The organism is Micromonospora purpureochromogenes (assembly GCF_900091515.1).
Lineage (GTDB): Bacteria > Actinomycetota > Actinomycetes > Mycobacteriales > Micromonosporaceae > Micromonospora > Micromonospora purpureochromogenes.
This window is the reverse complement of sequence record NZ_LT607410.1, coordinates 2,791,613-2,815,363: the sequence shown is the minus strand read 5'-3', so window position 1 is coordinate 2,815,363 and position 23,751 is coordinate 2,791,613. Positions and strand designations below refer to the sequence as shown.

Annotated in this window: 11 protein-coding genes; 4 read left to right on the top strand and 7 right to left on the bottom strand. The window is 71.1% G+C overall.

Annotated elements, in window-relative coordinates:
• Window positions 1-108: 108 nt before the first annotated feature.
• The 7 genes from GA0074696_RS13040 to GA0074696_RS13010 form a co-directional block, all read right to left on the bottom strand.
• Window positions 109-8,676, bottom strand: a complete 8,568-nt coding sequence (locus GA0074696_RS13040; protein WP_157745880.1) for a golvesin C-terminal-like domain-containing protein — start codon at window positions 8,674-8,676, stop codon at window positions 109-111.
• A 244-nt stretch (window positions 8,677-8,920) separates the two neighbouring features.
• The gene (locus GA0074696_RS13035; protein WP_088961361.1) at window positions 8,921-9,703 is read right to left on the bottom strand and encodes a S1 family peptidase; all 783 of its coding nucleotides are present in this window, start codon (window positions 9,701-9,703) and stop codon (window positions 8,921-8,923) included.
• A 371-nt stretch (window positions 9,704-10,074) separates the two neighbouring features.
• Window positions 10,075-10,776, bottom strand: coding sequence for a L,D-transpeptidase family protein (locus GA0074696_RS13030; RefSeq protein WP_157745879.1), 702 nt, complete (start codon window positions 10,774-10,776; stop codon window positions 10,075-10,077).
• A gap of 468 nt (window positions 10,777-11,244) precedes the next feature.
• The gene (locus GA0074696_RS13025; RefSeq protein ID WP_088961359.1) at window positions 11,245-12,036 is read right to left on the bottom strand and encodes a DUF4184 family protein; all 792 of its coding nucleotides are present in this window, start codon (window positions 12,034-12,036) and stop codon (window positions 11,245-11,247) included.
• A 27-nt stretch (window positions 12,037-12,063) separates the two neighbouring features.
• Window positions 12,064-12,762, bottom strand: coding sequence for an HAD family hydrolase (locus tag GA0074696_RS13020; protein ID WP_088961358.1), 699 nt, complete (start codon window positions 12,760-12,762; stop codon window positions 12,064-12,066).
• A gap of 109 nt (window positions 12,763-12,871) precedes the next feature.
• On the bottom strand, window positions 12,872-13,471 hold the full coding sequence (locus tag GA0074696_RS13015; protein WP_088964533.1) for a TetR/AcrR family transcriptional regulator: 600 nt from the start codon (window positions 13,469-13,471) through the stop codon (window positions 12,872-12,874).
• 70 nt (window positions 13,472-13,541) lie between these two features.
• Window positions 13,542-16,250 (bottom strand): MGH1-like glycoside hydrolase domain-containing protein, encoded by a 2,709-nt coding sequence (locus tag GA0074696_RS13010; protein ID WP_088961357.1) that lies wholly within the window; start codon window positions 16,248-16,250, stop codon window positions 13,542-13,544.
• A 45-nt stretch (window positions 16,251-16,295) separates the two neighbouring features.
• Between GA0074696_RS13010 and GA0074696_RS13005 the strand changes: the two genes are divergently transcribed.
• From GA0074696_RS13005 to GA0074696_RS12990, 4 genes are all read left to right on the top strand, one after another.
• Window positions 16,296-18,236, top strand: coding sequence for an amylo-alpha-1,6-glucosidase (locus GA0074696_RS13005; RefSeq protein WP_088961356.1), 1,941 nt, complete (start codon window positions 16,296-16,298; stop codon window positions 18,234-18,236).
• Window positions 18,237-18,379: 143 nt separating this feature from the next.
• Complete coding sequence (locus GA0074696_RS13000) at window positions 18,380-19,711, top strand: glycosyltransferase family 4 protein (protein ID WP_088961355.1); 1,332 nt, start codon at window positions 18,380-18,382, stop codon at window positions 19,709-19,711.
• 78 nt (window positions 19,712-19,789) lie between these two features.
• The gene (locus GA0074696_RS12995) at window positions 19,790-21,796 is read left to right on the top strand and encodes a serine/threonine-protein kinase (RefSeq protein WP_231925350.1); all 2,007 of its coding nucleotides are present in this window, start codon (window positions 19,790-19,792) and stop codon (window positions 21,794-21,796) included.
• A gap of 87 nt (window positions 21,797-21,883) precedes the next feature.
• Window positions 21,884-23,674: a serine/threonine-protein kinase gene (locus GA0074696_RS12990; protein WP_231925349.1), complete on the top strand. Its 1,791-nt coding sequence runs from the start codon at window positions 21,884-21,886 to the stop codon at window positions 23,672-23,674.
• The last annotated feature ends 77 nt before the right edge of the window (window positions 23,675-23,751 follow it).

Here is a 23,751-nt window from a genome sequence, read left to right as displayed (position 1 = left end):
TCAGCGCCGGCTGAACAAACTCCGGCGGCCCGTCGAACCCGACACCCGATTGCTCGTCACGTCAGCATCATCGCCAACCTCGGATTCGATGCCGCTGATGCACGTGCATCAGTCCCACCACCACCAATCAAACAAGCGGCCCCCAATGGTCCCGGATTTACCCTCGGTATAGCCGCCCCCGACCCCGATGCCAACCCCACCGCTGACCGTATTTACTGGTTGGTTCCAAGCCCCGGGGCCAGCTGAATACTGGACATTCCCAACTTTCCCCAGGCTGCCCTGCCAGTAGTCAGATGAGCCAATTTGGTCGTGGATAGCTCCATCGGAAGCCACGCCGCTAATACCCACGCCGAAACCAGCATTAGGGCCAACATCCCCTTGCAGTGAGTAGGTCCAACCCACACCCTGGCCGTCACCCACGATGCAGGCCTGTTCCCCGGCGCCGAGAAAGCCCGCGACACTACCATTGACGCAGAGACCATACATACGGATGCCAGCGATGTCCGGATGTGGCTGCAGCGTCCAGGTCTCTCCCGGCGGCGTGTAGCCCGGGTTGTTTCGATCGGCTTCCAGCGCCATCAGGCAGCGGTCCGGCGGCATGTTCTTACAGAGGTTCCGCTTGTCCTGCTCATGCTGCTGCAACGTGACCAGGCACGAGTCGAGGCTCGCGTTTCCGCACATCTCCTTGGGGGACGGACCGTCATCTGGCAGCTCGTCCTCGTCGGGGATCTGTGACGCAGAACGAAGATCGACCACCTGCCCTGCTTCGTTCTCGTACAGCCGGCACGCATCGTCACCGCACGGACGGTGGCCGTCAACTTCGATCATGCTGATCGGGTTTCCGCCGCCGAAGGCGTAGCGGTTGCCGGTCCACGGGCTAAGGCCGAGGCTGAACTCGGCCATGGCACCGTTGTAGTTGTCCCGGGTGAGGAAGCGGTTGAGGCTGGGACTGTAGTCGCGGAAACCCATGTCGTACGAGTCGGAGGCCTGGTCCCACCGCTTCGCGTTGAACCGGTAGGCGTTGTACGGCTCCTTGGTCGGGTCCGCGGCGTCCGGCTTGTCGATACCGGTGAACTCGGCCTCGTTGTCCTTGCCGTACGCGGTGTAGCCGTACGTGGCCTTCGTGTTGCCGGTCTCGTCGGTCAGCTGCTCGACGTCGGTGTGCGGGTTGTACCCGTAGTACGCCTCCTCCTCGGTCCCATCGTCCTTGTGGGTGACCTGCGACAGCCGCTGGCCCCAGGGCGAGTACTGGTACGACTTGGTGAGCTCGTCGGCCACCTCCTCGTCCAGCACCTCTGACGACAGGCCCAGGTAGTTGAAGGTGGTCGTCTTCTCCTTCGTCCCGCCGGCGTCGGTCGTCTTCGTCGTCGTCCGGTCCAGCGGGTCGTAGGTGTACTCGGTGACGGTCGTGCCGGTGCCGCTCTTCTTGCGGTTCTCGAGGATGTGGTCGAAGCCGTCGTAGACGTTGCGCTCGATCACCTCGCCTGCGGCGGTCACCGTGTCCTGCCGACCGAACGGGTCGTAGTTGTACGAGGCCGTCGCCCCACCCGTCGTCGCGGTCAGCAGCCGGTTGCGGTCGTAGTTGAAGGTGGTCGTGGCATCCTTGATCGTCTGGCTGATGACGTTGTTGTTGGCGTCGTGCACATAGGTTTCCGTGTCGGCGCCGTCACCCGTCCTGACCAGCTGAGCGAGGCGGTCCCGAGGGTCGTAGGTGTAGTCGCTGGTGGTGTTGAGATACGCCGCGTTGTTGTCGGCGTTCATCTTTTTCGCCGCGTCCCGTGTGCGGTTGCCGTTCAGGTCGTAGGTGAAGGTGTGCTCGGACACCAACGTCCCGTTCGACTTCTTCTCAACCTGGTTCTTCAGCAGTCCGTCGAGGTAGTACGTGTAGTCGACGGTGTTGCCGTTGCCCTTGACCTCCTTCAGCTTTTCGGCCCGGTCGGTGTAGGTGAAGGTGGTGGTCTTCTTGTCCGGATCGTCGGCGGACTTGCCGTTGATCACCGTCGACACCAGGTCACGCTCGTCGTAGTCGTAGCTGGCGTACTGCCGCTCGTGGCTGGTGGTCCGCGGGGCGCTGTTCTCGTTGTAGGTGAAGGTGGTGGTGTTCGTCGGCGTCTCCGACTTGCTCTCGGTGACCGTCTGCACCTGGTTCAGTTCGGTGTAGTCGACCGAGTACGTGTCGACCCGGGCGTTGGGCGACGAGTCGGTGATCCTCTTGAGGTTGCCGTTCGGGTCGTAGCGGTAGGTGTAGTTGACCCTCTCGTCGTCGACCTCGCCGGTGTTGTCCCGGACCAGCTTCACCGCGTCGGCGACGACGGTGCCGTTGGCCTGGTCGGACAGCGACACCTTGTGGGTGTTGCCCTCGGTGAAGCTGTACGAGCCGAGGCTCACCCAGGTGCCGGTGTTGGTGGTCTGGTTGACCGTCTTCTCCGTGTCGCCGCCGCCGTGACTGACCGTGTACTTCGCGTTGGTCGCGGCACCGGAGACCTGCGGGTAGCGGGCGAACACCTCGTACGTGCCGGCCTGCGGCACGTTCAGCTTCCAGGTGAAGGTGTTCGTGCCGGTCCCCGCCGGCCGGGTGGCGTAGTTGGGGCCGACCTTCCCCGTCGCCGAGGTCGCGGCCGTCCAGGTCCCGGCAGTCGTGACGTTGTTGAAGTCGGAGTTGTCGACCAGCACCACGTGCCGTCCGACCGGCACCCCGCTGTCGGAGCGGGACGCCAGCTTGCCGTCGGGGAAGTACGACCACGTCATCGTCCGGTTGGACGACCCCCCGTCGGGATCCTCGCCGGCCGGGGTGAGCGTCCGCTCGGTCTGGGCGCCCAGCTTGTTGTAGTCGTAGGTGGTCAGGATGTCCCACGGGTCGCGGCTGGTCTTCGTCCAGCCGTTGTCGAAGTAGGTGTAGTGGGTGTCGTTGCGGACCGACTCGCCCGCCGACGGCGGCGAGCTGAGGATCTTCAGCCGGCCCACGTCGTCGTACTCGTAGGTCGTGACGTCCGCGGTCTTGTAACGGGCGTCCTGCTCGTCGTAGGCGGTGCGGGTCTCCTCTACCCGGTTCAGCTCGTCGTAGACGGTCACCGTGGCGAAGTCGTCCGGGTCGTCGGGCGTGTTCACGCCCCGCGGGCTGGTCACCTTGGTGCGGTTGCCGACCTCGTCGTACTGGTACTGCGTGATGCGGTAGGTGATGGTGCCGTTGTCGTTCTTGTGCGGCACCTTGACCTGCTCCGGCATGCCCCGCGGGTCGGGGATGGTCTCGGTGGTGTTGCCGAGCTGGTCGGTCGTGGTTCTCACGACACCATCGCGGTCGTACGTGGTGCTGGTGAACTTGCCCAGGGCGTCGGTGACCTTCTTGACCCGGTGGGCCTTGTCGTGCTCGTAGACGGTGGTGTAGTCGTCGGTCGCGCTGGTGGCGTTCTTGCGCGGGTCGACGACCTTCCGCACGTTGCCGACGTTGTCGTACTCGTACGAGATCGTTTGGCTCTTGGCGTTGACGACGCTGGTGAGCTGGTAGATCTCGTCGTAGTGGTTGGTGGTGACATAGTCCCCGGGCACCTCGGGCGTCAGGTTGCCCCACGGCTCGGTGACGGTCTTCAGGTTGCCGACCTTGTCGTAGGTGAACGAGGTCTTCCGCTGCGGGTCGCCCTCCTCGTCAACCGGTGCCAGCGTGAACTCCACCTGGTCGGCCGCGTCGTAGTGGGCTTCGGTGAAGGCGCCGTTCGGGGCGAAGGACTTCAGGACGTTGTCGTTGGCGTCGTACGTCGGTGCCGGGGTGACGATGAACTCGCCGGCGTTCTGGTCCTTCGGGACCCGGTTCTCCCGCGGACGTCCGAACGTGTCGTACGTCTGCGTGGTTTCCTTGCCGTACGCGTCGGTGACCTTGGTGACCTGGCCGCGCAGGTCGTAGACGAACGTCGTCTCCTTCGTCTTCGCGTCGATGATCTTCTGCGGGTAGCCGTTCGCGTCGAAGAGGTCGTTCCTGGTGGTGTTGCCGTTGGCGTCGGTCGCCGTCAGCATCTGCCCGAACGCGTCGTACGTGTAAGAGGTCTTGTAGTCCTCCGGGTCGGACGTGGTGTTGCCCTTCGGGTCGACCACCCAGGAGAGGTCACCGTCGTTCTCGTAGCCGAAGGTCCACTTCCGCCGTTCCGGGCTGAGTTTCTCGACCAGGTCGGCGACGTACCCGTTCAGCTGGAACTGGTACTTCAGCTCTGTACCCGGAGTGCCGTTGGCGACCGCCTCGGCGTCCTTGATCAGCGTCGGGTAGCCGGTCTTGGCGTCGTAGACCCAGGTCGATGTGGCGCCGTTGTCCTCGATGAGCGTGGTGACGTTGTGGTCGTCATCCCACCCCAGCGTGGTTTTCTGCTGCTTGGCGTTGGTCGTCTCGATCGGCCGGCCGAAGACGTCCATCAGGTACTTGGTTTCGCGGAGTTCGGCGTCCCTGACCGTGGTCAGGATGTTGTCCGTCGCGTCCGGGTCGGCGTACGTGAACGTGGTGAGGCGTTCGTCGGTGTGCCGGTCGTCGTAGGACTTCGTCCTCCAGTGCCACTTCGGGTCGTCGCCCGTCTGGGGGTAGTAGTACGCCAGCTTGGTGGAGTGATTCCGTGGGTCGGTGACCTGCACCAGCTTGACGTTCTTGTTCCCCTGCGTGGCGTCGTAGCGGAACTGGAACTTCTTCTCCAGGCCCAACTCGCCGCTGGAGCCGACGCCGTCGATGAGCTGGGCGAGCAGCCCCTTGTCGGTGTAGGCGAAGGTCAACTTCCGCCCGGAGATGTCAGTGATCTGTGAGACGTGGTCGATGATGTGCGGGTTGGTGAGGTTAGTCCCGGACCTCGGCAGCCAGTCCGTGTCGTCGATGTACGTGTAGTCCTGGCCCTTGGCGTAGTAGTCGATGGTCAGGGTGATCCGCCCGGCCGGGTCGGTGATGTACCGGAGGAACTTGGTCGGCTTGTTGTTCGACCGGCGCTCCTCGTAGGTGAACACCATCTCGTTCTCGTTGTTGTCCACCACGCTGGTGAGGAAACCCTCGCAGTCGTAGTAGAACTGCGTCCGGTCCGGCTTGGTCAGCCGCCAGGCCTTCGGCTCCTCGGTGTTGGGCTTGCAGTCGAGGCTGGTGACCTTCTCCAGGTAGAGGTGCACACCCTTCGGGCTGATCCACTCCCCCGTCGCGTCATTCAGCATGAACCGGTGGCTGGTGCCGTCACCGTCGGTGAAGGTGACCTTCCTCGGGTTCGGGTTGGGGTGGAAGTCCAGCGGCGTGCCCAGGCGCATCATCGACGACGCCTGCAGCGACCAGCCGTAGCCGGCCACCGAGTCGCTGGTGTCCAGCGAGTTGTACGCCAGCCGGACGAAGGTCGACAGGCCCCGCGACGGGTTGTTGAACGCGTTGTACGACCAGACGGTGTTGCCGGCGAACAGGTTGTTCATCAGCGTGCCGCCCGCGCCGGTGTTCTTGCCCGCGTAGGAGTAGTACTTCTCCAGGCCGAGCTGGTCGGAGGTGGGCTCTTCGACCGCGATGTCCTGGGGCAGCGGGGCGATCCCGGTCAGCTTGGTGCCGTCGGTCTTCTTGAGTTCCCAGTTGAGGGTGTAGTTGTTGCGCCGGTTGCCGTCGGCGCTAGTCGCCGGGGCCTTGACCTGGGCGGTGACGTCCACGCTGCTGATGCCGGTGGGCGAGCCGATCGGCGCGACGTCCACGGGCAGTGCCGTCTTCAGGGGCGTGCCGGCCGTGGGGACCGGGTCGCCGTTGGGCAGGGTCCAGCTGTACGTCAGCGCCCACTCGCTTTTGAGCCAGGGGGTGGCGGTCGGGTTGGCGAGGGTGACCGGGATGCTGTACGTGCCGTCGGAGGTCATCACCGACGGGGTGGACGGCGCGTAGTAGGTTTGCACCGCGTCCGGCTGGGTGTAGACGACCTGCAGCTGCGGGCGCAGCGCCTCGGTGCCCTCACTGGACGCGAAGAGGCTGTGCCCCTTGAGCCGGCCTGCCTCGTCGGTGTACTTGACCAGGAAGCCCTTGTTGGCGGTCGGGTTGGTGACCCAGTTCTGGACGGAGTCCTTGACCGCCCAGCGCCGCCACTGCGGCGCGTCGTCCACACCGAAGTTGGCCAGCGAGCTGGCGGCCGTGGCCGAGTAGTCACCGCCGGCGGTGGTCCAGTTGGTGGTGCTGTTGGCCTTCACCCAGGTCGCGGCCGTCGGGTCGAACGCCTTGTTGAGGGTGTGCACCGAGTAGGTCGACTGCTGCGAGGTGCCGATGACGGTGCTGAAGCCCCAGAGGTTCAGCGATCCGGACAGCACCTTCGCATTCGCCGGGATGGACGAGGTGTCGAAGCGCAGCAGCGACCGTGCGGAGTTGTAATCGACGGAGTTGTTGCCCGCCATCAGCTGCGTCTTGCCATCCAAGGTGTTGAGGTTGGTGGTCTGCTTGTCGGGGTGGGAGGAGAGGGTCACGTCGGCGGCGGCCTGGATGGTCTGCACCACCTGGCCGGATTTCGGCAGCTTGGCCGTCACCGCGGTGGACGGGACGACAGTTCCGCCGTTGGTCTTGACCGCCACCTGGTAGTAGTAGGTCTGCCCGTACGGGTCGGTGGAGCTGGCCCCGGTGGGGGTGGCGGTGGAGTCGGTGAACGACGTGACCGCCTTACTCACCGGGGCGACCAGGGTGGCCGCGGTCGGGGTGAAGTTCGGGGTGGTCGACCGGTGCACCTGGTACTCGGTGATGTCCGCGCCGCCGTACGCCGACCAGCGCAGCGCGGCGCCCGTCGGGTAGAGAGTGCGCGGGGTGTCGACGACCAGGCCGGGGTTGCCGTAGTTGATAATCAGCTTCGGGGCGTTCTCGGTCTCGCCGCCGTAGACGTTTTCCGCCGCCTGGTAGCGGGGGCCGCCGTGGCCGAGCCGGGCCTCGTCGACCGCCTTGACCATGAAGCCGTTGTTGCCGCCTGAGTTGACCCACTTTTGCACCAAGTTGGTCGCCGCGAAGGAGTGCCAGAGGTTGGCCTCCTTGGCCCGCATCAGGCCGCCGGACTTGGTCAGCCGCACCGCGTCGACGATGACCGAAGTGGTGCTGTTGGTGTTGGCGTCACTGAGCATGACCCGGCCGGTGGTGCCGGCCCTGAACGGGTACTGGCCGAGGCTGGCCCAATCGGCGTTGGCCGGCAGCTTCTGGTTGACCGGCTTGGGGGTGGTGACACCGCCGTCGTGGGTGACGGTGTACTGCGCCTTGTCGGTCCGGTCGTTGGCCGGAAGGTAGTGGGCCTCCACCGTGTACGTGCCGTCCTCCGGCACGGCCGGCACCCAGGTGTAGGTGTCCCCCGCAATGTCGTCCCTGTTGTACAGGTAAGTCTGCTTGACGGCGTCCTTGTTCAGGGTGCTGTTGGTCGATAGCGGCCAGACGCCCTTCGCCGCGACCTTGGCGGTGTCGGTGTCGTCGACCATCTCCACGGTCGCCGCGCCGGAGCCCATGGCGTCCTTGACCTGGGTCCAGTTGACCGTGGACTCGTCCCAGGCCGTGATGACCTCGCGGACTTCGATCGGCACGTCGTACGCGTTGGTGGTGTGCGTGGTGTCGTAGTACATCTGCAGCGAGGCGGAGTCGATCGTGGTGTTCGCCGGGATCGAGCTCAGGTTGAACTTGACCAGGCTGCGCGCCGCCGCCAGGTCGGTGGTGCCAACCGACAGGTTCCAGCCGGTGCCGTAGTTGGAGCTCGGACCGTCGGAGACGACCATCGCGTCCTGCCCAGCCTGGCTGTCCGGCTGGACCTTGATGGTCGGGTCGACGGTCACCGGGTAGACCCGCTTGGGGTCGCCCAGCCAGCCCTTGTCGGCCGCCACGTCGATCGCCCACCGGCCGCCGTCGGCCCGCAGGGTCTGCGTCACCTTGGTGCTGTAGGCGAAGCCGTACGGCGAGGACTTGTCGGCCTTGGCGTCGTACATGAACGGCGCCGGCATCACCAGCAGCACCCGGTTGTCCACCGGCGACCGGAACTCGATCGAACCGCCCTTGCCCTGCGCGACCTTCAGCTTGCCCGCGTCGAGCGTGAACGTCATCGCCGCCGCGGCGGACGGGGCGCGCAGCACCAGCCGCTCCTTCAGCGAGGTGGCGGTTACGTCGTACGCCAGGTCCACGCCCTCGGCGATGCCGGGGTAGGTGACGGTGTGGCCGTTCAGCACCGGCTTGAGCGCCCGCGGCGCGCCGGCCAGGCCGAGGGTGACCTGCTGACCGTCCAACTCGAACCGGGTCAGCGCCGTGGTCGAATCACCGAACCGGCTGGTGAAGGTGTTCGTGGTGTTCGCCGCCGCGAACCCGCCGGCCTTCGACGGCGAGACCGTCGAGTCGATCGGCTGCCAGGTGCCCTTGGCGTCCTGGTAGAACTGCGGCGTCGCCGACACCTCCGCCTGCAGGCTGCCGTCCGACATCTTGTACACCCGGGTGGTCGCCGACCGACGACCGGTCAACTCCTTCACCCGCTTCGCGGGCTTCTTCCGCACACCGGCCGGGAGCTTCTGCTCCACGTACAGGCCGGCACGGACCGCCTCCGCCGGGGCCTTCGCGGCCCCGCCGCCGACCAGGCCGCGGGCGGCCTTGCCGAGCCGGGTCAGGATGTCGTCGTCACCGGCCGAGGCAGTGGCCGCCGGGTCCGGTTGGTACTGGCGGAGCGTTTCCATCCCGCCCAGCGTGGCCACCAGGGCCAGCACCAAGGCCACGATCAGTGGCCCTCGTAGTCTCTGTCTCACCCGTAACCCTCCGAGGTCAGGTATTCACATGTGGGCAACAAGCTAGGGATGCGGCGTACATCGGCCGCTATCGTTGGGATACATCGCCGGCTGCGGCCGGCGGGCGCGGTGGGCGTCGGTTTCGACGTACTCGGGCAGGCCAAAGGAAGCGGTGGCGACCGGATCACCGGACGCCACCGAGACTTCGTTGGATCAGGACCTCAGCTCAGGCCGTGGTCTGACGGATCCAGTCGGCGAGCCAGTCGACCCGCTCGGTGGTCTCCTCACGGGAGTGCGGGCAGGCCGGGCCGTCGGACTCGACGGACACCAGCGTCTGGCTGCCGTCCACGTTCTCAGTGAAGTACGGCGCGCCGGAGTCCCACAGGCAGGCGCTGGTGGTGGTGCTCGGTGCATAGCCGACCACCATCACGGAGGCACCGGAGACCCGGTTGATCTTGAACTGGCCGGTCTGCAGCAGCGGGCTCGGGGCCGGGTTCACCGAACCGGTGGCACCCCAGCCGGTCATCCGCACAATGGTGCCGGTCTTCGGTGCCACGGCGCTCACCGGCAGTGGAGCGATGTCGGTGATGGGGGTGGCGAGCTTCGCGAGCGCCACGTCCTGGCGGCCCGCTTGGCGCACCTCGGTGACGTCGATGACGTACCCGGTGGTAGCGGCCAGGTCCGCGCGCCCGACGGTGGCGGTGGTCGCGTACGGAACCGCGCCGCTGACCCGGTTGCCGGACGTGTCGTGAAAGCAGTGTCCCGCCGTGATGATCCACTGCGGAGCGACGAGCGCGCCCGAGCAGGCACTGTCGTAGACGGTCCCGTCCGAACGCGGAATGTTGGTCATGGTGAGCTTGGTGGAGAAGGTGTACTGACCCTCGGCGACCGTAGTGCCGTTCGCGACGGCCTGGGCCGCGCCCGGAGTGCTCAGCAGAGTGGAGGCGCCGAGCACGGCGACCGCCGCGCCGAGCCGGGCGAGCCGGGAGAGACCTGACAAACGAATCATGCGGCCGAGGCTAGGAAGAGCGGATACCTCGGTTGCTATCGCCTAGCTACATCGCGGGTTTGAATGGCGGCTGGTCCCTTTCGGCGCAACACGACTCCGACCATGGCGGGAACCGGCAAGACGGGCTGGCGTGGCCGACGTGGCCGAGCTGCGGAAGGAGCCGGTGTGTCCGGACGCGGAACGGGTCAGGACCGAGTCCACAACTCTCCGGTCCTGACCCCCGTTGTCCGGCGGTGGTAGCGGAATTTCGCCGTCGAGAGCCCGCCCGGCGGGACACGCCGCACACGCCGGGCATCAGCGCGGCACACCTCGCCAGAGGTCTCGCCGTTCTCAGGCCGCCACGCCGTCAACAACGCTCATGGTCACCACAGCTAGTACCGGCCGAGGTTCTGCACCGGGCTGATGACGATGCGCGGCGAGCGGGCCGGGTCGAGCCAGGTCAGCACCGAGACCAGGTTGGCGTGGGACATGCTCACGCAGCCGGCGGTGGCGTTGCCGCCGGAGGTGCTGTACTCGTGCAGGAAGATCCCGCTGCCGGCGCCGGGGACGGGCGTGGCCACGTTCGGCGGCATGTTGTACGTGATCACCGCGAAGTGGGTGTACGCCGGCGTCTCGGTCCACAGCGCCTCGCTGTAGCCGCCCGGGTTGGTGGCGGTGTGCTGGAACGTGTTGTACGCCGGCGAGTTCGGGTTCTCGTTCCACCAGTCGTCCTGCACGACCTGGTGGTAGGGGTAGCGCACGCCGGGGTTGGCGCCGATGCCGTACATGGTCGGGCCGAACGAGTAGACCCCGGTGGGGGTGGTGGCGACGCCCTCCAGGTGGTTGTCGCTGAAGCCCTTGGCACCGATCCGGGCGGGCAGCGGCGCCGAGACCGCCACCCAGTGGCCGCCGACCTTGTGAAAGGTCTCCAGGGTGGCGTAGGTGGTGCTGTAGCTGTCACCGGTCACGACGACGACCTGGGTGGTCGCGGCGGGCAGGGTGGTCAACCGGGAGGCCCGGTTGGGCGGCGGGATCGGCTTCGCGCGGCCCGTCGTCGTCCCGACGGGGCCACCGGCGACTGGTGTCGTCTCCATTCGCCAGATGATCGCATCCCGGCCGACTTTCCGGGGTCCCGGAAATGGTGACGGATCTCGTCCGGCAATTTCGGCGGGTCCGTGTAACGCGCAGGACGCGGCCGGCGCTTTCATTTTCCGGTGGAGAAGAGGGAGCGGCGGGGTAAACAGTTCTGGTGGCGGGTCAGGACCGGGTCCGCAACTCCCCGGCCCTGACCACCAGCCGTCCGGTGTGGTAGCGGAATCGCCGATGCGAGCACGGCGGGCGGGGCACGCCGCCCACGCCGGGCCCAGCACGGCGAGCCGGCCCGCCTGCACTCAGCTCCACGGTGCCCAACTACCGGACTTCGGTGCGTTCCCGACTCACCCCGAAGAGCCGTGAACGCGCGCTCAGGTTAGGCATCCGGCCACCGTTCGGACAAGCATTCCGCGGCTCCGCCGAATGTGATTGGTACCAATCATGAAATGCGGCATGTCCGCGTAACGCGACTACCCGGGTTGACGCTGTTTTTCCTCGAAGCGACCCGTCCGGCCGGGGGGCGTGCGGCCGACCGGAAGCGCTCCCGCCGCGCCGGCGCCGGCGATGAGCGCGAGGGCCGCCAGGTGCAGCAGTCGGACCCCGGCGGGAGCGGGCACGGTGGCGGCCGGCAGCAGCGGCAGCACCGTCGCCCCGGCGGCGGTGACCGGCAGGGCCACTCCCCAGAAGACGGCGGGCCGCGCCGGCGGCGGAGGCGGTCGGACCCCCTGGAAGATCTCACCCCGGCGGGCCGCTCGCAACGCCAGGGCGACCACCACGACGCCGCCGACCGCGGTGCTGACCAGGTCCGAGAAGAACCACCAGTACATGCCGGTGTGCGCGTGGAAGTCCTCGATGCCGACCAGGCGCAGCCAGCGCTCGGTGTGCGTGGCCCGGTCCCAGAGCACGTGACTGGCCGCGCCGATCAGCGCCGAGCAGACCGTGACCTGCCAGGGGTGCCGGACCACGCCGAGGGCGGCGTGGTCCCGCCAGGCGAAGAGCCGGTCGCCGGGCAGGTGCACCGCGATCCCGGCCACCGTGCGGCGGACGATCCAGGCGTAGGCCAGCGCGACGGGCAGGCCCCACCAGAGCACCCCGCCCGCGGTGTGGGTGTGCACGCCCAGCTCGAGCCCGGTGCCGGTGAACAGGTAGGCGACGTCCGGCGACACCGCGCCGGTGGCCAGCGCGACCCCGTCGAACCAGCGCGGTCGCCACAGCTTGAGCGGCAGCACCGGCGCCAGGTGCGAGGGGAACGTCAGGGGCACCTACCGGACGTTACCGGCCGCGCGCGCTCAGAAGTACCGAAGCAGGTCGGTGAACTCCGTCAGGCGCAGCACGCCCTCGTCGGCCGGGTCCAGCTCGTCGTGCTCCAGTACCCAGGTGTTGTCGTTCGGGATGAACACCGCGTTCATGCCTGCGGCCCGGGCCGGCAGGATGTCGGACTTCGGGGAGTTGCCGATCATCCAGGCGCGGGCCGGGTCGAAGCCGTGCTCGCGGGCCAGCCAGCGGTACGTCTCGACGTCCTTCTCCAGCACGATGTGCGCGGCGTCGAAGTGGTGCAGCAGCCCGCAGGCGTCGAGCTTGCGCTGCTGCTCCTCGCGGTCGCCCTTGGTCAGCAGCAGCAGCTCGTACCGGCCGGCGAGGGCGTCCAGCGTGTCGGCGACGCCGGGCATCAGCTCCACCTGGTGGGCGACGAGCGCGGCGGCCAGCTCGTCGATCTCCCGGCGCTCCCGCTCGGTGGCGGGCCGCTCGCGCAGCCGCTCCAGGCACTCGCCGAGGCTGCGCAGGAAGACCTTGCTGCCGTACCCGTGGACCACCGCGTTGGCGCGTTCGATGTCGTCCAGCACCGCCCGGATCTGCGCCCGGTCCAGCGTCGGGTGCTCCAGCCAGTCCAGGAAGTCGTCGATCACCCGCTCGAAGACGACGTTGTTCTCCCAGAGCGTGTCGTCGGCGTCGAAGACGAGCACCGCCGCGTCCCGGCGCTGTTCCATCGGTTGCCCTCCCGGTCTGGCGTCCGGGACACGCTACTGCGCGCCGCCGCCGCAGGTCATCCGGGTTACGCCGCCGCGTGGCGCCCGACACGAAATCGACCCCGCCCGGTCAGGGCGCGGCGAACAGCCCGGCCGCGATCAACTCCTCCCGCTGCTCCTGCGTCTCCGGTCGCAGCCGGCCGCCCCGGGTCAGCATGACCGTGCCGTGCAGCAGGGCCCAGCCGATCTCGGCGAGCGTGTCGGGGTCGCGGCCGGCAGCCAGCGGCGCCAGCGCGGCGCGCAGTTCGGCGAAGGCGGCGCGGGGCGCGCCGGGCACCGGATCGCGGCCGAGGGTGAGGTCCGGGGTGTGGGCGAGCATGGCGTCGTACACCTCCGGGTTGGCGTACGCGAAGTCCAGGTACGTCGTCACCACCGCCGGCCAGGCGCCGTCGTCGCCGGCCGCTGCACGGGCGGCGGCGAGGGCGTCGGTCAGGTCGGCGAAGCCGCGCAGCGCCACGGCGGCCACCAGCGCGGCCGGATCGGGGAAGCGGCGGTACAGCGTCTCGATGTCGATCCCGGTCCGCTCGGCCAGCCGGCGGCGGGTCACCGCCGCCCACCCCTCGGCCTCGGCCAGCCGCCGGGCGGCCGCCACGACCCGGGCCGGCTCGGCCGGCTCGGCCGGCTCGTTCGACTCGGTCGGCTCGGCGTCCGGGCCGTCGGTGGGCGACACCCGGTCGATGCTAGCGACGGTCACCCGAGGTCACCGGCCGGTGACGGATTGGCGACTCTCCCCTGGTCGGTCAGCGCCGCAGGGTGAGGATGAGGTCCGCGACCAGCGCGGTCCACCCGGTCTGGTGCCAAGCCCCCAGGCCGGCGCCGTTGTCGCCGTGGAAGTACTCCGGGAAGCAGATCAGGTCCCGCCAGTCGGGGTGGGTCTGGAAGAGCTGGGCGGCGCCGTAGATCGGCCGCCGCCCCCAGTCGTCCCGGGTGAACAGCGAGATGAGCCGCGCCGACAGGTCGTCGGCGATCTCGTCGAGGGTGCACTTGCGCCCGGAGCGGGTCGGGTACTCCACCTGGAGGTCGTCGCCGAAGAACGCGGCGTAGTCACGCAGCGCGCTGATCAGCAGGAAGTTGGTCGGCATCCAGATCGGGCCCCGCCAGTTGGAGTTGCCGCCGAACAGGCCGCTGGTCGACTCGGCCGGCTCGTACCCGACGGCGAACTCCTGCCCGCCGAGGGTCACCGAGAAGGGCTTGTCCAGGTGGGCGCGGCTCAGCGTGCGCAGGCCGTAGTCGGAGAGGAACTCGTCGGGGTCCAGCATCCGGGCGAGCAGCCGGACCACCTGCTCCGGGCCGACCATGGAGAGCAGCCGCTGCTGGCGGCCGTCCGGGCCGAGCCGGCGGGCGCCGATCACGTCGGCGTACTCGGGGCGGTGGGTGAGGAACCAGCGCAGCCGGGCGCCCAGCTCGGGTAGGCGTTGCAGGGTGCGCGCGGTGAGCCGGGTGGTGGCGGCCAGCGGCAGCAGCCCGACCACCGAACGCACCCGCAGCGGCACCTGGCTGCCGTCGGCCAGCCGGAGCACGTCGTAGAAGAAGGCGTCCTCGTCGTCCCAGAGCCCCTGCGAGTACGCGGCCGCCGCGATGTACGCGAAGTGCTCGAAGAACTTGGTGGCGGTGTCGACGTAGGCGTGGTCGTGCTCGGCGAGCACGATGGCCATGTCCAGCAGGTTGAGCGCGTACATCGCCATCCAGCCGGTGCCGTCGGACTGCTCCAGCACCCCGGCCACCGGCAGCGCGGCGGACCGGTCGAACGGGCCGACGTTGTCCAGCCCGAGGAAGCCGCCCTCGAAGACGTTGTTGCCGCCGGTGTCCTTGCGGTTGACCCACCAGGTGAAGTTCAGCAGCAGCTTGTGCATCACCCGGGCCAGGAACTCGTGGTCGCGCCCGCCGTCGATCTCGAACACCTTCAGCGCCGCCCAGGCGTGCACCGGCGGGTTGACGTCGCCGAACGCCCACTCGTACGCCGGGATCTGCCCGTTGGGGTGCAGGTACCATTCGCGGAGCAGGAGCAGCAGCTGGTCCTTGGCGAAGCCCGGGTCGACCCGGGCGATGCTGACGCAGTGGAAGGCCAGGTCCCAGGCGGCGTACCAGGGGTACTCCCAGGGGTCGGGCATCGAGAACACGTCGAAGCTGTTCATGTGCCACCAGGCGCTGTTGCGCCCGTGCCGGCGACCGGCCGGCGGCGGCGCGGAGCCGGGATCGCCCTCCAGCCACCGCTTGACGTCGAAGTGGTAGAACTGCTTGCCCCACATCAGCCCGGCGATGGCCTGCCGGGCGACCAGGGTCTCGTCGGCGCTGGCCGCCGCCGGGATGACCCCGGCGAAGAACCGGTTGGCCTCGGCCCGACGGGCCCACAGCACCGCGTCGAAGCCGTCGCGCAGGTCCGCCGGGGGCGGCGGGGCGGTGCCGGGCGGCGGGGCGGTACGGGTCAGCCGCAGCCGGATCTGCCGCTGGCCGCCGGCGGGCACGTCGAGGACGTAGTGCAGCGCCCCCTTGGTCCCCTCCCGCGCCGGGTTGACCGTGGCGGCGCCGGTCACGACGTGGTCGTTGATGCCGTCCTTCGGGTACGGCGACCGCCCCGGCAGCCCCCAGAGCCGCTCGGCGTTGGTGTCGTTGTCGCAGAGCAGCGGGGTCGGCGCGCCGTCGCCCTCCAGCAGGACCTGGCCCAGCACCCAGTGCTCACCGACCAGCCGGGAGCCCTCGCCGACCAGCCGGGGCACCCGGTCGGCGCCGGGCAGCCCCCAGGCCCAGGTGTTGCGGAAGAACAGGTGCGGCAGCACGTGCAGGGTGGCCGCCGCGTCGCCCCGGTTGGCGACCGTGACGAGGATGCACATGTCGGTCGGGGACGCCTTGGCGTAGTCGACGGTCACCGCCCAGTACCGGTCGTCGTCGAAGATCCCGGTGTCGACCAGCTCGTACTCGGTCTCGTCCCGCGCGCGCAGCGCGTTGACCGCGACCAGCTCGTCGTACGGGAAGGCGGCCTGCGGGTAGTGGTAGCGCCAGCGCATCCAGGAGTGGGTGGGCGTGGAGTCCTCGTACCACCAGTACTCCTTGACGTCCTCGCCGTGGTTGCCGCCGTCGCCGCCGAGGCCGAACATCCGCTCCTTGAGGATCGGGTCGACGCCGTTCCAGAGCGCGAGGGAGAAGCAGAAGGTCTGCCGGTCGTCGCAGACGCCCGCCATGCCGTCCTCGTTCCACCGGTAGGCTCTGGACCGCGCGTGGTCGTGGGGGAAGTAGTCCCACGCCGTACCGTGTTCGCTGTAGTCCTCCCGTACCGTCCCCCACGCCCGCTCGGACAGATAGGGACCCCATGCGCGCCAGTCCTGCTCCCCGGCGTCGGCCTGGGCCAGCCGGAGCCGCTCAGGGTCGGGGGACGGTGCGTCGGAGGGCGAGGAGTCGGTGAACACGTGCACATCTTCGACGCCGCCCGGGTACTTCACCACAAGGGCCATTGTCGTCGTGGCGCGTCACACCTCGCGGCCGCAGGAGGAAAGTAGTTGATCGAGATCGGTTTCGGTCCGCAGGTCTGCGGCGAACTGGCCGGCGGGACGACCCGGGAGTGGCTGGTCGCCGACGGCCTGGGCGGGTACGCGATGGGCACGGTGAGCGGGCTGCGCACCCGGCGCTACCACGGCCTGCTGGTGGTGGCCGGCGAAACGCCGGCCTCCCGCCGGGTGGGACTGGTGAGCCTGGATCCGGCGGTGACCCTGCCCTCCGGGGCGCGGGTGCGACTCGGGGCGCACGAGTGGTCCTCGGGCGTGGTCGACCCGCGCGGCTTCGAGCTGCTGGAGCGCTTCGAGCTGGTCGACGGGCTGCCGCGCTGGCGCTGGCGGATCGGCGACGTGGTGATCGAGCGGGAGCTGGCGATGACCCACGGCCGCCCCGGCGTGGCGGTGGTGCACCGGCTGGTCGCCGGCGGCCCGGTCCGGCTGGAGCTCGCGGCGGCCTGCACCTGGCGGGACGCGCACGGCGAGCGCCGCGCGGACGGCCCGGCGCCCCGGATGGAGCCGGCCGACGGCGGCGCGGTGGTGGAGGGCTCGGTCCGGCTGGCCGGGCCGGACTGGACGCCGGAGGGGCAGTGGTGGCTCGGCGTGCACCACCGCGAGGAGGCCGCGCGCGGGCTGCACCCGGAGGAGGACCTCTGGTACGCGGGCCGCTTCGCCGGCGCGCTGGACCGCCCCGGGGACACGGTGTCGGTGCTGGCCTGGTCCGGCGACCTCGCCGACGAGCCGCCGCCGGCGACCGAGGTGGTCGCGGCGGCCCGGCGGCGGCACCGGGCGGTGGTGGCGGCAGCGAAGCCGGCCGACCCGGTCGAGGCCACCCTCGCCCTGGCCGCGGACGCGTTCGTGGTGCGCACGTCCGCCGGGCCCGACGTGGTGGCCGGCTACCCCTGGTTCGGGGCCTGGTCGCGGGACACGATGACCTCGTACGAGGGGCTGTTCCTGTGCACCGGGCGGGCCGAGGAGGGGCGGGCGCTGCTGCGGTCGTACGCGGCCACGCTGTCGGAGGGGATGCTGGCGAACACCGCCGACACCGGCCGGGTGGAGTACAACACCGTCGACGCGACGCTGTGGTTCCTGCACGCGGTGAGCCGGCACGTCACGCTCACCGGCGACACCGACCTGGGCGACGAGCTGCTGCCGGCGCTGCACGGGGTGGTCGAGGCGCACCTGGCCGGCACCCGGTACGGCATCGCGGTCGACCCGGCCGACGGCCTGCTCACCCAGGGCGGCATCCCGGGCACCGCGCTGACCTGGATGGACGCGCGGGTCTACGGAGTGCCGGTGACGCCGCGCACCGGCAAGCCGGTCGAGGTCAACGCGCTCTGGGTCAACGGCCTGGCCGGCCTGGCCGAGCTGACCGAGCTGGCCGGCCGGGACGCGGCCGAGCTGTGGCGGCTGCACGCCCGGGCCCGGGAGGCGTTCGGCAAGCGGTTCCCGTCGCCGGCCGGCTGGCTGCACGACGTGGTGGACGCGCCGGCGCCGGCCTATCCGCTGGGCGGGGCGGCGTACCACGACGACGACCTGCTGCGCCCCAACCAGCTGCTGGCCTGGTCCCTGCCGTACGCCCCGCTGGAACCGGACCCGGCGGTGCTGCGCCGGGTGGCGGCCGGGCTGTTCACCCCGCTCGGCCCGCGCAGCCTCTCCCCCGACTCCCCCGACTTCGCCGCCCGGCACCGGGGCGGGCCGGCCGAGCGGGACACCGCCTACCACCAGGGGACCGTCTGGCCGTGGCTGATCGGACCGTTCGTCGACGCGTACCGGAAGGCCGGTCTACCCACCGATGACCTTTTAGTCGGACTTGAAGGCCATTTGGGGGATTATGGCCTAGGATCGGTGAGTGAGACGGCCGACGGCACCCCGCCGTACGCCGCCACCGGCTGCCCGTTCCAGGCGTGGTCGGTGGCCGAACTGCTGCGCGTCCGCCGGCCCCGATAGGCACGCGTTACACACCGGCAACGACGGCGTCTCCGCTGGTTATCCAGCGGTCGGCAGGATGGGCCCCGACCCAGGCGAGACGGCGGGCACCCGGTGGGGGTGCCTTCCGCCGCACGTACGGGGGACAACTCAAAGGGGGCTTCATGTCACCTGACGCCGACGTGATCGACATCCACCCCGCCCGGCACCAACGGGTGCTGATCCTCTCCTGGGAATACCCGCCCGTGCTCGTCGGTGGACTCGGCCGGCACGTGCACGCGCTGTCGGTGGCCCTGGCCGCCGCCGGGCACGAGGTCACCGTCGTCACCCGGCACGCCGAGGGCGCGCCCCTGGAGGAGTACGCCGACGGCGTGCGCGTGCTGCGCGCCGCCGAGGACCCGGTGACCTTCCCGCTGGCCACCGGCTCCCTGCTGGCCTGGACGATGGCCTTCAACCACACCCTGACCCGCGCCGCGCTGCGCGCCGCCGAGTCCGGCGACTACGACGTGGTCCACGCCCACGACTGGCTCGTCGCGCACACCGCGATCACCCTCGCCGAGCACCTCGACCTGCCCCTGGTCACCACCATCCACGCCACCGAGGCCGGCCGGCACCAGGGCTGGCTGCCGGAGGAGATGAACCGCACCATCCACGGCGTCGAGCACTGGCTCAGCAACGCCTCCGCCCGGGTGATCGCCTGCTCGGGTTACATGCGCGACCAGGTCACCCGGCTCTTCGAGGTGCCGGCCGGACGGGTCGACGTGGTGCCCAACGGCGTCGACGACCGGGCCTGGCACGCCCGCCCCCGGGCGGTCGCCTCGGCCCGCGCCCGGTTCGCCGGGGACGGCCCGCTGGTCGGCTACGCCGGCCGACTGGTCTACGAGAAGGGCGTCCAGCACCTGGTGCACGCGGTGCCACACCTGCGCCGGCGACACCCCGGGCTGCGGGTGGTGATCGCCGGCGACGGGCCGTACCGGGAGGAACTGGTGGACCAGACGCAGCGGCTCGACCTGGGCGACACCGTCCGCTTCGCCGGCTTCATGGACGCCACCCAGCTCCCGGCGGTGCTGGCCGCCACCGACGCGACCGTGGTGCCCAGCCTCTACGAGCCGTTCGGCATGGTGGCCCTCGAGGCCGCGGCGGCCGGCGCGCCGCTGGCGGTGGCCAGCACCGGCGGGCTGGCCGAGATCGTCGAGCCCGGTGTCACCGGGGTGACCTTCCCGCACAGCGACCCGGACGCCCTCGCCGGCGCGGTGGACCAACTCCTCCGGGACGAGGTCTTCGCCCGCCGGGTGGCCCGCCGCGCCCGCACCATGGTCAGCCGGCGGTACGGCTGGGCGACCATCGCGGCCCGCACCGCGGACAGCTACGCCGCCGCCCGGCGCGAGCACTGCACCTTCCAGGCCCGGCGGGCCGGCACGCTGCTGGCCGGCGGGCGGCCCCGCATCGCCATCCCCGAGGGAAACCTGCTGGCGATGGACGGGGCGGCCTGCTGAACCGCCCGATCCCGACGACGGATAGGTCTCCCCCGATCCATTGGCTACGGTGTACGTCGGCCAACGGTGAGGAGAACCGTGCAGCAGCATGTGATCGCCGGCCGGTACCGCCTGCTGGAACTGGTGGGCCGGGGCGGGATGGGCCGGGTCTGGCGGTCCCGGGACGAGATCCTGCACCGCGAGGTGGCGGTCAAGGAGGTCGTCCCGCCGCACTGGCTGGCCGAGGCGGAGCGCGACGAGCTGCGGCTGCGGACGCTGCGCGAGGCGCGCACCGCGGCCCGGCTCAACCATCCCAACGTGGTCCGCGTCTACGACGTGGTCCAGGTCGACGACCGCCCGTGGATCGTGATGGAGTACGTCCCCTCCCGGACGTTGCAGGCCGTCCTGGAGGACACCGGCCCGGTCGACCCGGTGCGCGCGGCCGGCATCGGGCGGGCGCTGCTGGCCGCGCTGCGCGCCGCGCACGACGCCGGGGTGCTGCACCGCGACGTCAAGCCGCAGAACGTGCTGATGGCCCACGACGGGCGGGTGATGCTCACCGACTTCGGGCTGGCCACCTTTGACGGTGGCGACGGGTTGACGACCCGGCCCGGGATGGTCCTCGGCTCGCCGCAGTTCGTCGCCCCGGAACGCGCCGCCGAGGGGGTGTCCAGCGTGGAGGCCGACCTGTGGTCGCTCGGCGCCACCCTGCACGCCGCCGTCGAGGGGCGCTCGCCGTACGCCCGCAGCACCGCGATGGCGACCCTGGCGGCGCTGGCCACCGAGCCGCCCGACCCGGCGCCGCACGCCGGCCCGCTGGGGCCGGCGCTGGAAGGGCTGCTGCGCCGGGACCCGCGCCGGCGGATCCGCCACGACGAGGCCGACGGGCTGATCGCGGCCGCCGCACACCCGCCGGCCCCGCCCGCCACCGAGCGGCGCACCGTGCCGCGCTCCGTCGCCCGCTCGGCGGCCATGGTGACCCCACCGCCGCCCTGGCCCGGCGTGCCGGACCGGTCCGGAGCCGGCAGCGGCGGCACGGGATCCTCCGGTGGCCTGTCGTCGCCGTACGCCCCGCCGGACCGGTCCGGCGCCGCGCTGCCCGCCGCCGAGGAGAGTCCGGCCGGGTCCGGCGAAGCGGAGGGCGGTGCCACCCGCGCCGCCCGGGAGGCGGCGGCCGCCGACCCGACGGCCCGGGCGATCGACGGGACCGCGACCGGCTCCGGGGAGGCGGAGTGTCCCGCCACCCGCGCCGCCCGCACCGGCCAGGCCGCCGCCGCAGCGGGCGGCGACCGTCCGGCCGCGCGGGTCGACCTCAGCGCCGTGCTCGCGCGCCTCCTGGCCTGGCTGCGGCTCACCCCGCGCCGGGTGGCGCTGGTGGTGACCGCGCTGGGCGTGGCGGCGGCCACCGGGATCGGCACCGCCTTCGCCATCGTCGACGGCGAGCCGGCCGCCTCGCCGACCACGGCGCCGACCAGCGGATCCACCTCCACCGCGGACGGAGGGCCGGACCGACCGTACGGCCGGGACCCCGGCCGACCGCCGCCTCCGGACGGCGGCCCGCCGCCGAACCCCCCGCCCTTCCCCTGCCTGCGGCCGCACCCGGTCGGCGAGCCGATCGTCGCCCGGCCCGGCACCGCCGACGGCGGCTTCCGCCCGCCGGCCGGCTGGACCTGGTACGTGCAGGAGCGCTGGCGGGTCACCGTGCCCGTCGGCTGGCTCCGGTTCACCGAGAACGGCGTCGCCTGCTTCCGGGACCCGTCCAGTCCGCGCACGCTCAGCGTCGAGCCGGTCACCGCCGAGCACCCCGACCCGGTCGCCTGGCTGCGGTCGGAGGAGCGCCGGCTGGTCGACGCCCGCACGCTGCCGGAATACGCCAAGGTGCGGATCGGCGCGGCCGGCGGCCGGGGTGCGCAGTGGGAGTGCCGCTGGACGGCCCCGTTCGGCGAACGGCAGCACGCGCTGCGGCTGCTGCCCGGCGACGACGCCGGCGGGTGGCTGCTCGGCTGGAGCACGGCGGACGACGACTGGGCCGCGGCGACCGGGCAGTTCACCGTGGTGCGGCAGAGCTTCCGCGGCCGGGTCACCGAGGTGGTCTCGCCGACCTGACGGCGCCCCCGTACCGGACCGCGCTGTGGATGAGAAACCGCAGGCCGCTGGATATCGTGTATCGGGGGTAGCCGAGGGGGAGGCGTCGTGCAGCAACTGCTGGTCGCCGGGCGGTACCGGCTGCTCGAGCTGGTCGGCAGCGGCGGGATGGGCCGGGTCTGGCTGGCCCGCGACGAGATGCTGCACCGGGACGTCGCGGTCAAGGAGGTCGTCCCGCCCAACTGGCTCGACGAGGCCGAACGGGACGAGCTGCGACTGCGGACGCTGCGCGAGGCGCGGACCGCGGCCCGGCTGAACCACCCCAACGTGGTCCGGCTCTACGACGTGGTGCACGACCGGGACAGCCCGTGGATCGTGATGGAGTACGTGCCGTCCCGCTCGGTGCAGCAGATCCTTACCGCCGACGGACCGCTGCAGCCGGGGCGGGTCGCGGGGATCGGGCTGGCGGTGCTGGCCGCGCTGCGCGCCGCGCATGCCGCCGGGGTGCTGCACCGCGACGTCAAGCCGCACAACGTGCTGGTCGCCGACGACGGGCGGGTGATGCTCACCGACTTCGGGCTGGCCACCTTCGACGGTGGGGACGGCCTGATGACCGGCCCGGGCCTGGTGCTCGGCTCCCCGCAGTTCGTCGCCCCGGAACGGGCCCGCGACGGCGTTTCCGACCCGCGCACCGACCTGTGGTCGCTGGGCGCGACGTTGTACGCGGCCGTGGAGGGCCAGTCCCCGTACGCCCGGTCCACCGCGATGGCGACGCTGAGCGCGCTGGCCACCGAGCCGCCGGACCCGGTCCGCCGGGCCGGGCCGCTCCGGCCGGTGCTGGAAGGGCTGTTGCAGCGCGACCCGTGGCGACGGCTGACCGCGGTCGAGGCCGACCGGCTGCTGCGGGCGGCGCTCGCCGCCGCCGACGGCGGGTTGCCGCTGGCGGGCCGGCGCCCCGAGGCGATCGACCGGCCGGCGTCCCACGACACCCGTCCCACCACTCCGGATCCCCGGACGCGGCCGGGTGGCGTCCCGGCCGCGCTGCCCGCGTCGTGGGAGGCCGGCCGGCCGGCGGCGGGCGACGCATCGACGCCGACGGACGCCCCGAGGCCGACGGACGCGCCGGCCGGGGGCGGCGGCGAGCGGGCGGGCCCGCCGGCACCGGGGGACGCCGACGTGCCGCGGGCCGCCGCCGTACCCGCGCCGGTCGTCGCGCCGCGGCGGGGCGGCGCGCGCCGCCGCCGGCAGCGGCTGGTCGCGGTGGCCGTGGCGAGCACGCTGCTGGTCGGCGCCGGCGTCGCGGCCGCGCTGCGCGGCGGCGGCGACCGGGCGTCGCCCTCCCCCGGCGGCGGCGGGGGCGCGACCGCCGTCCGGCCCGTCGCCTTTCCCTGCGGCACGCCCGCCCCGGCGGGCGCCACCCCGGTCCCCTCCGTGCCACCGCCGGCCGGCGAGCCCGCGCTGGTTGCGGGGTGGACCTGGTACGAGGATGCGACCGGCTTCCGGATCGCCGCCCCGGCCCGCTGGCTGCGCTTCACCGACGGCACGGTGACCTGCTTCCGGGAGCCGGGCGGCCGACGGGTGCTCAGCGTGGCCCCCGGTGCCGCGCCGGCGGACCCGGTCGCCCACTGGCGGGCCGAGGAGCGACGGTTGACCGGCGACGGGGCGCTGCCCGGCTACCACCGGGTGGACATCTCCCGGCTGGACATGTTCCGGGGCGGGGCGCTGTGGGAGTGCTCCTGGCTCAACGCCGCCGACGTGCAGGTGCACACCGCCCGGTTGATCGTGGCGGTCGCGGCGGGCCGGGCCTACACCGTCTCATGGTTGACAGAAGAGTTCGACTGGCAGGTCAACGCGACATACTTCCTGATGATCCGGCAGAGCTTCCGGCCCGCCGCCTGACGCCCTCCCCTGTGGACCGTCCGGGTGATTGCCCCCTCGGCGGCGGCTCTGACACAGTGGCGTAGTTTTGTCGATCA